Annotated in this window: 17 protein-coding genes; 6 read left to right on the top strand and 11 right to left on the bottom strand. The window is 38.9% G+C overall.

Annotation, left to right across the window (positions count from 1 at the left end; genetic code table 11):
* Positions 1-24: 24 nt before the first annotated feature.
* Complete coding sequence (locus tag ABE41_RS04415) at positions 25-861, bottom strand: aldo/keto reductase (RefSeq protein WP_156774334.1); 837 nt, start codon at positions 859-861, stop codon at positions 25-27.
* 299 nt (positions 862-1,160) lie between these two features.
* Between ABE41_RS04415 and ABE41_RS04410 the strand changes: the two genes are divergently transcribed.
* Positions 1,161-1,355, top strand: coding sequence for a hypothetical protein (locus ABE41_RS04410; RefSeq protein WP_066286883.1), 195 nt, complete (start codon positions 1,161-1,163; stop codon positions 1,353-1,355).
* Here the strand turns inward: ABE41_RS04410 and ABE41_RS04405 are convergent, their stop codons facing one another.
* Complete coding sequence (locus ABE41_RS04405) at positions 1,356-1,493, bottom strand: Spo0E family sporulation regulatory protein-aspartic acid phosphatase (protein ID WP_253805481.1); 138 nt, start codon at positions 1,491-1,493, stop codon at positions 1,356-1,358. It lies immediately after the preceding gene.
* 265 nt (positions 1,494-1,758) lie between these two features.
* Entirely contained in the window at positions 1,759-2,058 is a 300-nt protein-coding gene (locus ABE41_RS04400) for a hypothetical protein (RefSeq protein WP_083207659.1), read from the bottom strand.
* A gap of 182 nt (positions 2,059-2,240) precedes the next feature.
* On the opposite strand from ABE41_RS04400, the gene ABE41_RS20515 reads away from it, so the two are divergent.
* Positions 2,241-2,414, top strand: a complete 174-nt coding sequence (locus ABE41_RS20515; protein WP_083207658.1) for a YjcZ family sporulation protein — start codon at positions 2,241-2,243, stop codon at positions 2,412-2,414.
* 47 nt (positions 2,415-2,461) lie between these two features.
* On the opposite strand, the gene ABE41_RS04395 is transcribed toward ABE41_RS20515, so the two are convergent.
* Entirely contained in the window at positions 2,462-3,052 is a 591-nt protein-coding gene (locus tag ABE41_RS04395; protein WP_066286880.1) for a YitT family protein, read from the bottom strand.
* Between the two features lie 239 nt (positions 3,053-3,291).
* Here ABE41_RS04395 and ABE41_RS20905 point away from each other — a divergent pair, with 239 nt between their 5' ends.
* Entirely contained in the window at positions 3,292-3,441 is a 150-nt protein-coding gene (locus ABE41_RS20905) for a hypothetical protein (protein ID WP_156774219.1), read from the top strand.
* 61 nt (positions 3,442-3,502) lie between these two features.
* Here ABE41_RS20905 and ABE41_RS04390 read toward each other — a convergent pair whose 3' ends face one another.
* On the bottom strand, positions 3,503-3,754 hold the full coding sequence (locus tag ABE41_RS04390; RefSeq protein WP_066286878.1) for an HPr family phosphocarrier protein: 252 nt from the start codon (positions 3,752-3,754) through the stop codon (positions 3,503-3,505).
* Positions 3,755-3,942: 188 nt separating this feature from the next.
* Between ABE41_RS04390 and ABE41_RS04385 the strand changes: the two genes are divergently transcribed.
* Entirely contained in the window at positions 3,943-4,197 is a 255-nt protein-coding gene (locus ABE41_RS04385) for a hypothetical protein (protein WP_066286877.1), read from the top strand.
* 372 nt (positions 4,198-4,569) lie between these two features.
* On the opposite strand, the gene ABE41_RS04380 is transcribed toward ABE41_RS04385, so the two are convergent.
* The 3 genes from ABE41_RS04380 to ABE41_RS04375 form a co-directional block, all read right to left on the bottom strand.
* A complete protein-coding gene (locus tag ABE41_RS04380; protein WP_066286875.1) occupies positions 4,570-4,908 on the bottom strand; it encodes a VOC family protein in 339 nt (112 codons plus the stop codon).
* Positions 4,909-5,263: 355 nt separating this feature from the next.
* Positions 5,264-5,548, bottom strand: coding sequence for a hypothetical protein (locus ABE41_RS20900; protein ID WP_156774218.1), 285 nt, complete (start codon positions 5,546-5,548; stop codon positions 5,264-5,266).
* A gap of 86 nt (positions 5,549-5,634) precedes the next feature.
* Positions 5,635-7,977: a penicillin acylase family protein gene (locus tag ABE41_RS04375; protein WP_066294607.1), complete on the bottom strand. Its 2,343-nt coding sequence runs from the start codon at positions 7,975-7,977 to the stop codon at positions 5,635-5,637.
* A gap of 264 nt (positions 7,978-8,241) precedes the next feature.
* On the opposite strand from ABE41_RS04375, the gene ABE41_RS04370 reads away from it, so the two are divergent.
* Entirely contained in the window at positions 8,242-8,430 is a 189-nt protein-coding gene (locus ABE41_RS04370) for a hypothetical protein (RefSeq protein ID WP_066286874.1), read from the top strand.
* Positions 8,431-8,632: 202 nt separating this feature from the next.
* Here ABE41_RS04370 and ABE41_RS04365 read toward each other — a convergent pair whose 3' ends face one another.
* Positions 8,633-9,262 (bottom strand): hypothetical protein, encoded by a 630-nt coding sequence (locus ABE41_RS04365; RefSeq protein ID WP_253805433.1) that lies wholly within the window; start codon positions 9,260-9,262, stop codon positions 8,633-8,635.
* 412 nt (positions 9,263-9,674) lie between these two features.
* On the opposite strand from ABE41_RS04365, the gene ABE41_RS21500 reads away from it, so the two are divergent.
* Positions 9,675-9,758 carry a putative holin-like toxin gene (locus tag ABE41_RS21500; RefSeq protein ID WP_226536613.1) on the top strand — a complete coding sequence of 28 codons (84 nt, stop codon included), beginning with the start codon at positions 9,675-9,677 and terminating at the stop codon, positions 9,756-9,758.
* Positions 9,759-9,907: 149 nt separating this feature from the next.
* Here the strand turns inward: ABE41_RS21500 and ABE41_RS04360 are convergent, their stop codons facing one another.
* The gene (locus ABE41_RS04360) at positions 9,908-12,049 is read right to left on the bottom strand and encodes an ATP-dependent Clp protease ATP-binding subunit (RefSeq protein ID WP_066286872.1); all 2,142 of its coding nucleotides are present in this window, start codon (positions 12,047-12,049) and stop codon (positions 9,908-9,910) included.
* 418 nt (positions 12,050-12,467) lie between these two features.
* Positions 12,468-13,007: a BsuPI-related putative proteinase inhibitor gene (locus ABE41_RS04355; RefSeq protein ID WP_172827329.1), complete on the bottom strand. Its 540-nt coding sequence runs from the start codon at positions 13,005-13,007 to the stop codon at positions 12,468-12,470.
* Positions 13,008-13,065: the final 58 nt, after the last annotated feature.

Here is a 13,065-nt window from a genome sequence, read left to right as displayed (position 1 = left end):
TATTTGTTTGGGGTCAGACCCCTTTTAGAAGTCGAAGTTATCTGGGTCTGGACCGATGCGTCGGTCTTCATTAAGACCGTCAATCTTCGCCATATCCTCAAGTGATAACTCAAAGTCAAAGATATCAGCGTTCTCAACGATGCGGTGCTTTTTAATAGATTTTGGAATCGTTACAACTCCATTTTGAAGATCCCAGCGAAGGATAATCTGTGCTACGGATTTCCCGTATTTTTGCGCCAGTTCAACAAGTGTTGGCTCGTCCAGCAATTCTCCCTGCATTAAAGGGCTCCACGCTTCCATCTGAATACCATTGTCTTTACAGAATAGAAGCAGTTCTTTTTGTGCAAGACGCGGATGGTATTCTACCTGGTTCACCATCGGCTTGATCTCACAATCAGCTAAGATATCTTCTAAATGGTGCACATTGAAGTTAGATACACCAATCGCTTTTACTTTTCCATCTTTATATAACTTTTCTAGAGCACGCCATGTTTCTTTGTACTTTCCTTTAACCGGCCAATGAACCAGATAAAGATCTAAATATTCAAGCCCCAGCTTTTCCATGCTTGTTTCAAAAGCAGCAAGTGTGCTCTCATATCCTTGATCTTTATTCCAAACTTTAGTTGTAATAAATAATTCTTCACGCGGAACGCCAGCTTCTTTGATGGCTTGTCCAACGCCTTCTTCGTTTTTGTAGATCGCAGCTGTATCAATACTCTTATATCCAGCTTCAATTGCCCACTTAACAGAATTAATAACTTCTTGTCCTTCTTCTACTTTAAATACCCCAAGGCCAAACCAAGGCATCTTTATGCCGTTATGTAAAACGGTAGTATCCTGCAATGTTTTAATCGCTGTCATCTGTTTATAGCCTCCCATTTCTACAACTGTTTTTTCTTTAGGCTCTTTTCTAAAAGTTTGTTGCTTTTGGGTCAAATTTTTTCTCATCCTTGGCAAGTTAATTGGAGTGCATGTTGCAAGACTCCTAACGGGATCAGCGTGCCGAAAACAAGAGCAACAAAGTTTGCGAAAACAGCCTTTCTTTATAATAAGATATTGTCACATTCTGCTGTAGAAAGGAAACATTTCGACTTTTAGAAGGGATTTAAATCCTTCTATGGAAGTAGTATCCAACATAATATTTAAAATGGGGTGTTATCGTGAAGGACAACTTGATTCAATTTAAATCGAAAACCGAATCATTAAAGCATATGCCTGAACAAGAAATTACCCTTATTCAGGAGATTAGAGAATTGTTATCGGAATTTCACTGTAATTATCCTTTAGTAACAAAAAAGGCCATTTTACTTCGCATAGATCAATTAACAGATGAACTCATCTTCAACAAACGCTGATTAATAAGTGGCTTGTCTTTGAATGACATTTAATAATACATCTAATTCCTGACTGCATCTTACAGTTTCTTTGCTGGTTAATCCTTTACGGTCTGCAACTTCTACCAGCTTTTCTTTTTTTTCTTTTATGCATTCCATTAGAAGAGAGTTATTCCATTCTTTTTTCTCCACGAAAATCGGCTCCTCTTTTGTCATTTTATACTTCTTGCTTATTATGACGGCTTTTTCCGGACTTGAAAATAGTTTCCACAAAAGAAGAAGTAATGTTACAAAACCGGACATTTTTTTACACGGGCTATCGTCATAAAGGCCTAAAATTTTTTACAGAGTTATGCAATATTCACCCGCATTCGTCTGCTCAATACAAATAAAGAATAAAAAAGGATGGGTTCCCCCCATCCTTTTATTGTTTCCGATTGTTATAATAGTTTACCGAGTACATAGCTCCCTCTTCTACCATCTTGTTATCATCAACATCCATTGGATCTGGATGCCCCGCCTTATTAATTGGCAGCTGAGTTCGTTCAATATGATCCGGACGAACTCTTCGTTTAAGATCTTTAATTTTCATTTTAGTTTTTATACGATTTGGTTTAAAAGAGAGCCAGACCAATGCACCTGTACCAAGACCGATCAGAGCCCATGATTGAGTTTTTAATAGTCTGCTTGTAGTTTTCATTTGAGTTTGGGTTGCAGTTTGCATGTATAACGCCTCCTTTGCTTTAAGTTACCCCAATTCACTTAAGACGTAACATTAATTTTTTATCAAAAATATTACATTCCGCCTAATTCCAAAAAAACTAAGCTTTTGTCCATACACGCTTAATACCTATCACATATACTGTATCGAAGTCGAAAGTACAAATCGTAAGGAGGAGTTTTAGAATGTATGCAAATTCACCGGTAAATGCTTCACTAGCGAACGCACCAATGTATGGTGGCGGATATGGTTATTGTGGTGGCGGAGGTCATGGCAAGAGTTTTGCGATCATAGTAGTTCTATTCATCCTTCTCATTATCGTTGGTACTACGTGGGCGCACAAAGGCAAAGATTGCTAATTTGTACGCTTCAAAAAAAGGGTGCGGTTATTATAACCGTACCCTTTTTACATATATTGCTTCGCTTTTTTCTGAAATTGCGCAGTCCTGACATAATCAATAATCTTTGTACTCATCCACTGACATAGCACTGCAAACAAAATGATTTCAACCCCGATGGTAATAGCCGTTAAGAGCAGCACAATACTGTTGATCCAAAATAAAATGATGCCAGGTTTCTTTCCTGTCCACTTCGCAATAATCAATGCAAGAATATCCATTCCTCCAGATGAAGCTCCATAACGGAACAGAATACCGACCCCTATCCCAAAAATGAAAGCACCATAAATTACATCAAAAAAGATATTATTTACAGGGTTTTGAATCAGAGAAGCCAGCCAATCAACCGTTACTGAAGTGATAGCCACACAATATATCGTCCACAATGCTGTTTGTTTTCCAAGTTTCTTTACCGCCAGCAGCAGTAAGCCAAAATTAATAATCCATAAGGTCAGAGCTAGAGGTACGTGAAAGAAAAAATCATTTAAAATTGCAATGCCTGCCACTCCGCCAGATGGTATAGCGTGTGGAAATAAAAATACGGCCATCGCAAGTCCTTGTAAAAAAGCCCCAATTGTAAACCAAATTACTTTATGCAAACTTAATCCCTTCTTTTCCTGAAGCGTCGTTTCAACTATCCATTTTAGACTCTTCTCATGAGATTGCAAGGGGGTTTGCAAAAATTGTATTCAGTTTTGATTTTAGAGTTTTATCAAACATATTTCTATATGATTGTGCATAGGTTTATTATAATTTCTCCTTTTTAGAGGAATAGGGCCCTGTTCATCTCTTTTGCGGAAATAACACATTATGAAACAGCAGAAAGGTGGACAATATATTGAGTCATCACAATTCTAGTGATATTAAGGCTATTGAACAAAAAGCCAAAGAAGAACATAAGGAGGCAGATCTTGCGCGATCAGCTGTACAAGACGTTCTTTTGCAAAAACTAGTCCAAACAAACAGAAGCGGCAAAGATAAAAAATAAAGAAGGCTGGCTCGGAAGGACGCTTCCAATAAGAGCCAGCCTTACTTTTTGACTTAATAAACTAATTTAAAACTTTGGTTCCTAAACTGCGCAATGCATCAACTGCTGTCCTGCTATTTTCGCCATGCGCTGAAACACAGCATACTCCTTGCATCCCATTTAATAAACTCATACTCAGCTGACTTTTTGCGTTAATCCTTAGAGCATTGCATTCCAAATAGATCTGGCATTTTTCAAACTCATTAGCCTTTATCACCATTTCTTGAATCCAAGCAGGTTTAATTTTTTCCTGAATCATAAAGTACGTTTTCATTTTAAATTCCCTCTTTTCAATCCGCCTCATTTTAATCGTACAGATAAAATGTAAACTCCGTATAAACACTGTGTAAGATTTTTGTGGCTTATCGTTTTATCTTTATGAGAGAAGTAAAAAATAATGGTATGAAAAAAGAACTAATTTGCAACATTATGTGTAGAACTATCATCTAAGGAGTTATTACAATGGCGTACTATATTGCATGTGATTATGATGAACCCGACCGTCAGACGTACAGGGGTATCGTTATCATTGATACTTTAACGAATGAAGTAGCGCACCGCTTCTACTCCGGTAATTTCGATCATGATTTTCAAGAGTATCAAAGCTGGCTAGAAGATACTGAGCCCTATTATTATGAAGGAGAAAGTTTATTGAATTACGTTGGAGATCTGCATGATCCTGCCTTAGATGAGGGTCCGGATTTTCACCTCTTTTAAATAGGCTGTTTGCTAATTTTGTTGTTTTTGAAAGTAGTTGATTCCGTTCCAGGTCGCTCGCTTTCCGCGGAGCGAGGTGAGTGAGCCATTTCAGCGCTGTGCACCTATAGAGTATTACTGTCTAGCAGCAGCTGCCTCTCGAGTTCTGTCTTCTTTTTTTATCTAAAGAAGAGAGACTTTGAGCGAAAAAGGAAGATTTTGAGCGAAACTAAAGGCAGTTTGAGCGTAGCGAGAAAACCTTGAGCGTAACTCGGCGTTTTTGAGCGAAACCTCAATGAGTCAGAGCGAACGTGTAATAAATATAAGAACACGTACCGTAAAGAGCCCAATAAACACGCCAGGAATAGTCTGCATCCTGGCGTGTCTTTCAGATTAATCTTTATTCGTAAAATCAATGATGCGTATCGGGTTGCCTGCCTCATCTTTATAGATCGCATATCTTCCAGGAGGAATGCTGCAAGGTGTTTTAACAAAATGGAGTCTTGTTTCATTGTCATCATAGAATTGATCAACACTGTCAACAACAAATACCCCGCCAGGTCCAAGTTCCAGTTCATCTTCTTCAATCATTAATTGAACTTCACAATCAGGCATAGATAATCCCATCACTTGATTGCCTTCACGCCAGGCTTCAGTCATTCCGAGCCCTTCATAATATCGTTGTGATTCTTGTAAATCTTTTACCGGGTGAAACAAAAATGCAAGCTTCATTCCCAAACCCCCTCGTAAAAAATTCTGTAGTATGTCTTAAATTGTATTCGCATCTGATTTGTGTATACGTTACTTTCCATCTATGCTATTTATTTTCCTGCACCATAAAGCGAAAAATGATAAAAAAGGCTATTTCGTAAATCTTTATTGCTATTAGTAGTGGTAATTTCAGTATCAAATGGTTAAGGACTTATAAATTTTTTTGAGGACTTATAACGGTTCGATTACTGTTTTTAAGACCTCATCTACTAGTCGTTTCTTGTGTTAACTTTATTCTTTTTATGTAACCAGCATGTATTTTCTTTCTTATCTTTAAAAATTTAGACTGACCTTTTTAGGTCAGTCTCTTCAATGTTTAATAATAAGGGTACGGCGGATATGGCGGATAAACAGGATAGATTGGATAGGGGCGCGGTGCCAATGCTAATCCAGCGATGGTTCCTAGTGTTAGACCTATTAGAGCTGGTGCAAAGAAACGGCCGCTGCTCTCATCCTGCTGATCTGAACTATACGGCAGAATGTAGGCCTTTTTCTCATCGACATGCTTTAGGACACCGTGATACCTTGTTCCGCAATGGCAATCAATGTAGACGGATCTGCCAATATAACGGCGGCACAGGTGGTACGTGTGGTATGACAAAGGGTAAACCTCCCAGCTTGTTTTTGCCTTTCTCTCCACCATATGTCCAACCCTGTATTTTGACAGAGACAAGTGTCTTGCTGTTATTAATTTTCTTCAGCTGGCTGTAAAACGAGGTGTCTGCTTTCATCTTCTTTTTTTGTTTTTAATTCTGTAACATGGTACTTGCCAGTTGCCCAATCTTTTACTTGATCGCTGTACCATGGGCTTAGGACATGCCCTGATTGACCTGGTCCTACTACATGATATGCCTTTGATGTGTCAGACATATCGATAATCATTCTCCATGCGCCGCCATGGGTAATGTTACCTGTTTCACGATTCCAGCCGGCTACTCCGACTGTAATACGGCTGCCTCCCATCTCTTCTGTATCTGGATTAAACAAAAGATTCAGAGGCTTAATTGCAGCTAATGGATGTTCAAAGGTCAGAGAATGAAATTTGCCCCATCTCCAATCGGAAAGATCTTCTCCGTATTTATCTGAGAGCTCAGTGATCATACTTGAAAAGGATTTCTGAGTTACTTTTTCCAGACCCCCATTCTGTTCGATCCAAGGTCCAGGAGTCCCTGCATATGCTTTTCTAATAAGCTCATCAACTATTTGTTCCCGGCCGTCAAACATCTTCATCATTTCTTCACTGATCTCATCCTCAAAGAGCTCATTACTGAAGGATTCCATCCAAATATGAAAAATTAGAGGTGCTGCACTATCCTTACTGTCATTTTTGTTCCATTTTTTCAAGACTGTTACGACTTCTGTTTCCTTTTCTGATAACGGTTCGTTCAATACCTGTTCTAAAAGAATCGGAAGCATTTCCTCAGCTTGTTTATTCGCTTGGTCGAACTGAAGAGCTTTCATATCATCTATCGTCAATTTTTGGTTAGTTCCCATCACTTCAACGATTCTTTGCTGTCTGTAGGGCTGAGCGAACGTATCTGATATGTGATAAGGATACGAATCAGATGCAACTTTGTTGTTAGCTGTTGCAATAAAGCCTTTTTCGGGGTTTACAGTTGTAGGAAGCTTATCCCACGGAATATAGCCGCTCCACTCATATTGATTCGTCCAGCCTGGTACAGGAAGAGACGTATAATCTTGTTTCCTTATCGGTATAAGACCATTTGCCTTATACGCAATTGTCCCATCCGTGCTCGCAAAAACAAAGTTTTGAGCAGGAGTGTGAAATGATTCTAGAGCCTTTTCAAACTGCTGCCAATTTTTTGACCGATTCATTTGAATGACAGCTTCTAATTCCTTTGATGGCTGGAGTGCTGTCCATTTTAAAGCTAATGCTGTTCCCGGTTTATCTTGATGAGCAAATTCTGAGATCACCGGCCCGTGCCTTGTAATCACAACTTCATGCTCGACATTGGGTTTATCCTTTACTTTAATTACTTCCTTTATCACATCGGCTTTTTCCCAGTTGGCCATGTACTGAAATTCATAAGGATTATGAGGATTCCTCTTTTCTACATACAATTCCTGAACATCAGGACCTACATTTGTTACACCCCAAGCAATTTGTTTGTTATGACCCACAATAATTCCTGGTATTCCTGCAAAGATAACTCCGCTCACTTCATAATCTGGTGCTGATAAATGTGTCTGGTACCATATTGATGGAGTTCCAAGCTGAAGATGCGGGTCGTTTGCCAGTAAGGGTTTACCCGATTCTGTTTTACTGCCGGATACTACCCAGTTGTTGCTTCCGTTATGAAAGTTTGGAATCACTGCATCTGCGAAACTTTTATCGAAATCGAGACCGCTCTCTTTTAAATCCTCTAATATAGACGGGGCGTCAGCCGGATAGCCTGGAAATAGATCCAGTGCCTTTTCTTTTGAGAATTTCTCCATTAAATAGTAGCGAAAAGCTTGGCCTTCCCAATGTCCCCCGAGATCAAAAGCCATATATTTACCGATTACCAGCGAATCGATAGGTGTCCATTTTTCAGGTTTGTAGCCAACCAGCAAGAATTCAATCGGCAAAGTATTTTGCTCTTTTGCCTGGTCCATATATGCATTTACTCCATCTGCATACCATTGAAGATATTTTTTTGTTTCAGAAGAATACTCGCTATAGGAAGCTTCAGCCGCTCTTCTCAAACCAAGGGTCCTGAAAAATTGGTCACGCGGAAGTGTTTTTTCCCCAATGACTTCGCTTAGCATCCCAGAAGCTTGTCTTCGGCTAAGGTCCATTTGAAACATCCTGTCCTGCGCGGTTACATATCCTTGAGCCATGAACAGATCCTTAATAGACCCTGCTTTAATATGCGGGACACCATGACTGTCTCTGTACACATCTGCTTTTGAAGTCAATCCATTTAAGACAAGCGTTCCTTTTACTTTAGGTTCACTTTTTTGCAGTAAAAAATATGCAGTACCCGCTGCCGCTCCTAAAATAACAATAAGTGCTGCTCCCATAATCATTAAACTCTTTTTCCAAGACAACCTTTTACGAATGCTTTTCCTCTGAAGTGCTCCCTCCACACAGATCCCCCTTTATCTGACAATCTACCTATTAAAATTCTCCGAAAGGATGGTATTACCTGTGAAAAAAGTAAGAAAAGTACAATATCGAGGGATTCTGCGATACTTTCCGCCTTATTTGTATTTAAACAGACAGAATTTTCAGAAATATGTCGAATATTTCAACAAGCAGTTTATATCAAAGAAAAAAAGGAGAGATTTATAATGGCTAAACTTCTCGTAGATTTTGAACTCAGCCATGGCCAGGAGAAAGTCACTCAAGGCAATATTGTTATTGTGGATATCAACCCTGGAAAATCGAATCTCCATGATCAAGTAAGGAAACTGATTGCTGAACAATTCAATTGCTCTGCCGGAATCATTTCTATCAAAGAAATTAAGATGAACAATTAGAAAAGGAGATTCGAAGCTTATCGATGGAAAATAAAAAAAGAGGTGCTTAATCAAAAGCACCTCTCTATGTATAGGGGACTTTATTATCTCACCTATACAAAGGTAAAAAAAGTTCCATAAGTCATATAACGGTCGACCTACTTCCATACCTTTTATCGGTAATTTTTATAAAGAACGGCCAAGCTATAAAACTTTTGGCATGTTAGAAATGGGAGCAAATAATACTCTCAATCTCTTCTTCCTTCATTTTCCCTGAAATCCCCGGAGTTTCAGCAAAGTATTCCACAGCCTCTTTACAGGTTAATCCTATTTGACTCAGTCCCTTTGCAATTGTCGTCATATAAGTTGCTGGCGGCGGATTTAGATTCTGCTCATGCAGATCTAGATTACATGTGAATGTGACCATTGGATAGCCTTCTTCCTCACCTAGATAAACCATCCTGCTGTACCATCCTGAACCAAAATGAATATACCCTTTCTCGATTACTTCTTCGAGATCTGCCTCTATTTCATCACAGCTGTTTTCTTGGGCTGTTACATCCAGGAACTGCTCAACTGTAACTAGATATTTTCTTCCATATGTTTTATATTTCTCATTTTTTTCGTGACCGATAAAAGCCACTCCACCCTCGCCCCACTTTGTACGTTCTCTTGCAAAATATAGAGGGAATGGAAGAACAGCTTTCCCGTTCTTTAAAGGCATTGCTGGATTTCTGCAGCCTCTTTCTTTTTGTGATGAACCTTCAGGCTGATCGCCAAGAATGTAACATAAAAAGCGATGCTCCATCAGATTTGATCCATAACTTACATACCATACATAAGATGTATCCAAACCTTTTTCCTCCTCGAAATTTTCCTTGAATAACTGTCATGAAGTCCCCGTTTTTTTTATACATTGGAATACACAAGGGGGATTGAATAAAATGACTAGAAAATGTTTAGTTGTCTTACTTGGTGTGTTCATTTTCCTTCTGACTCTGTTTATTGCTTCTCCCGTTATATAAAACAGAATTGTATTATTTCTAGGTAATTATGACCATTTGAAATTAATATAGAAATTATAAATAGAAATATCGCAGGATAATATTAGGAAAATAAACCTATTGACCTAATTCGATTTATTAGAAATAGTTATTCCGGTTCTTGTACGAATAACGCATTCGGGATAAAATGGAAAACATACAATACTTTTCCTTCTCTAATTCTTGTACGAGTCTTACCTATTATAAAAAGGGGGGATTGGGATGACGGTATTTGAAGCAATGTCGCTCATGATTGGTTTTTCAATGCTTGTTCTTACCATTATCCGCTCCAAAGACAACTCCTAAGAATAGAGAGAAGTTTTTTGTTTAGATTATGCCATGCAGGCGCATGGCTTATTTTTTCTGATATACCATCTATGTAATAGAATTACCTTCTATTTAAATTGTAAAACAAAAACCTTGCTGGAGATATACTCAAGCAAGGTTTTTCTGTTTTACGCTTTTTTCACTATAATTTGTCCGTCGACAACATTTACTGCCAGCTTTTCTACATTTTCTTCATCTAGAAGTACGTCAGCAATCTTATCTTCGATGTGTTCTTGAATGATGCGGCGGAGCGGTCTAGCACCAAATGACGGGTGGTACCCTAACTTCGCCAGTTTTTGCTTAGCTGCAGATGTTACTGTTAAAGTAATATTCTGTTCCTGCAGCTGTTCAGACAGTTCTTTAAGCATCAGGTCAACAATTTTCACAAGATGTTCTTCTTTTAATGATTGGAATTGAACGATGCTGTCAAAACGGTTAAGAAATTCAGGTTTAAAATATCCGCCTAATGAATCAAGGATGTGAGTTTCTTTTTCCAATTGTTCAGCGTTAAAACCAAGTTTCTTTGTTTGTTTAACAGATGCTCCTGCGTTGCTTGTCATGATGATTACTGTATCTTTAAAGCTTACTGTACGTCCTTGGCTGTCTGTTAATCTTCCGTCTTCCATGATTTGAAGGAACATGTGCTGAACGTCAGGATGTGCTTTCTCAATCTCATCCAGTAATAGAATGCTGTATGGTTTTCGGCGCACTTGCTCTGTTAATTGACCAGCCTCTTCATGTCCTACATATCCTGGAGGTGAACCAATCAATTTAGAAACGGCATGTTTCTCCATGTATTCACTCATGTCCAGGCGAATCATGCTGTCTTCATCACCGAAAAGCTCTTTAGCCAATGTCTTCGTTAATTCAGTTTTACCAACACCTGTAGGTCCTACAAACAAGAACGATCCGATTGGACGTTTCTTCGCTTTTAGACCTGCACGGCTTCTGCGAATCGCTTTTGCGACTTTTTCTACCGCTTCTTCTTGTCCGATAACTTGTGATGATAACTTTGAAGCCAATTCTTTCATTTTAGATTGTTCATCATTTTGCAGCTTGCGAACCGGAATGCCTGTTTTGTATTCTACAATGTTTTGAATATCCTCAATTTGAATGATTGCTTCGTTTTTATCTTCTTCCTGTGTCTTCAGTTTTTCTTCGAGCATAAGTTCTTCCTGGCGCAGTTTCGCAGCTAATTCATAGTTTTCATCAGCAGCTGCTTTTTCCTTTTCTTTAACGATCTCTTCCAATCTCTCTTCAATCGAAGACTTTTCAATCTTAATATGCTGAAGATTGCTCTTTGAACCTGCTTCATCCATTAGATCAATCGCTTTGTCAGGTAAGAAACGATCCTGAATATAGCGGTGTGAAAGCTGAACACATGCTCTTAGTGCATCTTCAGTGAACTTAACTTGATGATAGTCTTCATATCGAGGAGCCAGACCTTTTAAGATTTCAATTGCTTCATCTACTGTAGGTTCATTGACGATAATCGGCTGGAATCGGCGCTCCAGTGCAGCGTCTTTCTCGATCTGACGGTACTCTTTAATTGTAGTAGCACCGACCATTTGAAGTTCACCGCGGGCTAATGCAGGCTTTAAAATGTTTCCGGCATCCATTGAACCTTCTGCCGAACCTGCCCCTACGATCTGATGGACTTCATCTACAAACAAAATGACATTTTTGCGCTTTTGAAGTTCAGCAATCAGCTGCTTCATACGCTCTTCAAACTGACCTCTTACTCCTGTATCTGCTACTAATGAAGCAACATCTAACAGATAGACTTCTTTATTCAACAGCTTACCCGGCACATTGCCTTCTACAATTTTAGTAGCAAGTCCTTCTGCTATTGCTGTCTTACCGACACCAGGCTCACCAATTAGTACCGGGTTGTTTTTTGTACGTCTGTTCAATATCTCAATCACACGGCGTACTTCTTTTTCACGCCCGATAACAGGATCAATGATTCCTGCCTTAGCAGCGTCTGTTAAGTTTCGGCCGAATTTATCTAAAAAGCCTCCGCCTCGTTTTCCTTTTTGAGTTTGCTGATGCTGATGATTGTTTTGATCAGTAAATGCCTGACCACTCATCATTTGCTGAAATATATCATCGAAAGAAGAGAAGTTCATGTTCATTCCTCCCCCAGTATTCATCTCTTGTTTTACTTTATGGTAACAATCAGAGCAAAGTACAAATTGCTTCTTCTCTTTATTCATGGAAATACTCATTTGGATTGTAGCAGGATTAACTTCACATTGTTCACAACGCATATTTGTAACCCCCTCAAATTATTTTATTTAGCTTGCGATAAACGCTGCGCTGATTATAATTTTCGATGAAAGTTTGACTTTGACTTTCTTTGACCTTTCATCTTTAATCATATTATACTTTGACCTTTTTTGACTTTCAAGTATTTTGTTTCACTTTAATTTACTTTCTATTCCATGTTTTATATTTGTTTTTGAAGAGCTTCGTGGACAAGTTGATTGGAGCGTAAGGTGCGAGACTCCTGCGGGATCAGTGGGACAGGTGAGACTCCTAGGGGCGCAAAGCGCGAGGAGGCTCACCGCCCGCCCCGCGGAAAGCGAGTACTTGGAGCGGAAATCAACCACTTTCAATAGCAACATGTTTTACGAAGACCTTCAAAAAATAAAAAGAGATGAGCTCTTAACTCATCTCTTCCCCAATTTACTGCCAATTAAAAGTAATTTTTTGACGATAATCTTCTGTTTCGCCTTTTGGAGTCAGCCAGACCTCTAATTCATATGTTCCTGCTTCTAAATCTTTGACTAAAATGTCTTGTTTAAACGTATCCGCCTGCTTTAACTTTAAAGAAGATAACACCTGCATGAACATATGGTTCTTCGAATACTGGTAGACGATTTTGCCATTCTTGTCCTTGATCACGTAATCAAACTTCTGGCTTGTTGGAAATTGAAATACTTTTTCTTTTTCTGTTTGATTTTTCAATTCATAACGAAATAGAATTCCTTTTTCATTCTGCTGCTCCAACACTTGAATCGAAGACTCGATACTTCCTGCAACGATTCCATTCTGGCCTTCTTCAGGACGATCTTTCTTTTGATTTTGTTTCCCATCACCCATCACCGGCTCTTCTCTCCCCTCGGATTGGTTCGAGCTGTCAGTCTTTCCGCAGCCCGATATGGCTATTGAAATACATATTGCTAAAAGTATAACACTTAACACATTTGTGCGTTTTGGCACCATGATCACCTCATCAGTTAGTTTGGGCATATATGCTGATTTTCATGTTTAGAAAGGATTT

The sequence above is a fragment of the Fictibacillus arsenicus genome (assembly GCF_001642935.1).
Classification (GTDB): domain Bacteria; phylum Bacillota; class Bacilli; order Bacillales; family Fictibacillaceae; genus Fictibacillus; species Fictibacillus arsenicus_B.
This window is presented reverse-complemented; position numbering and strand designations above follow the sequence as displayed.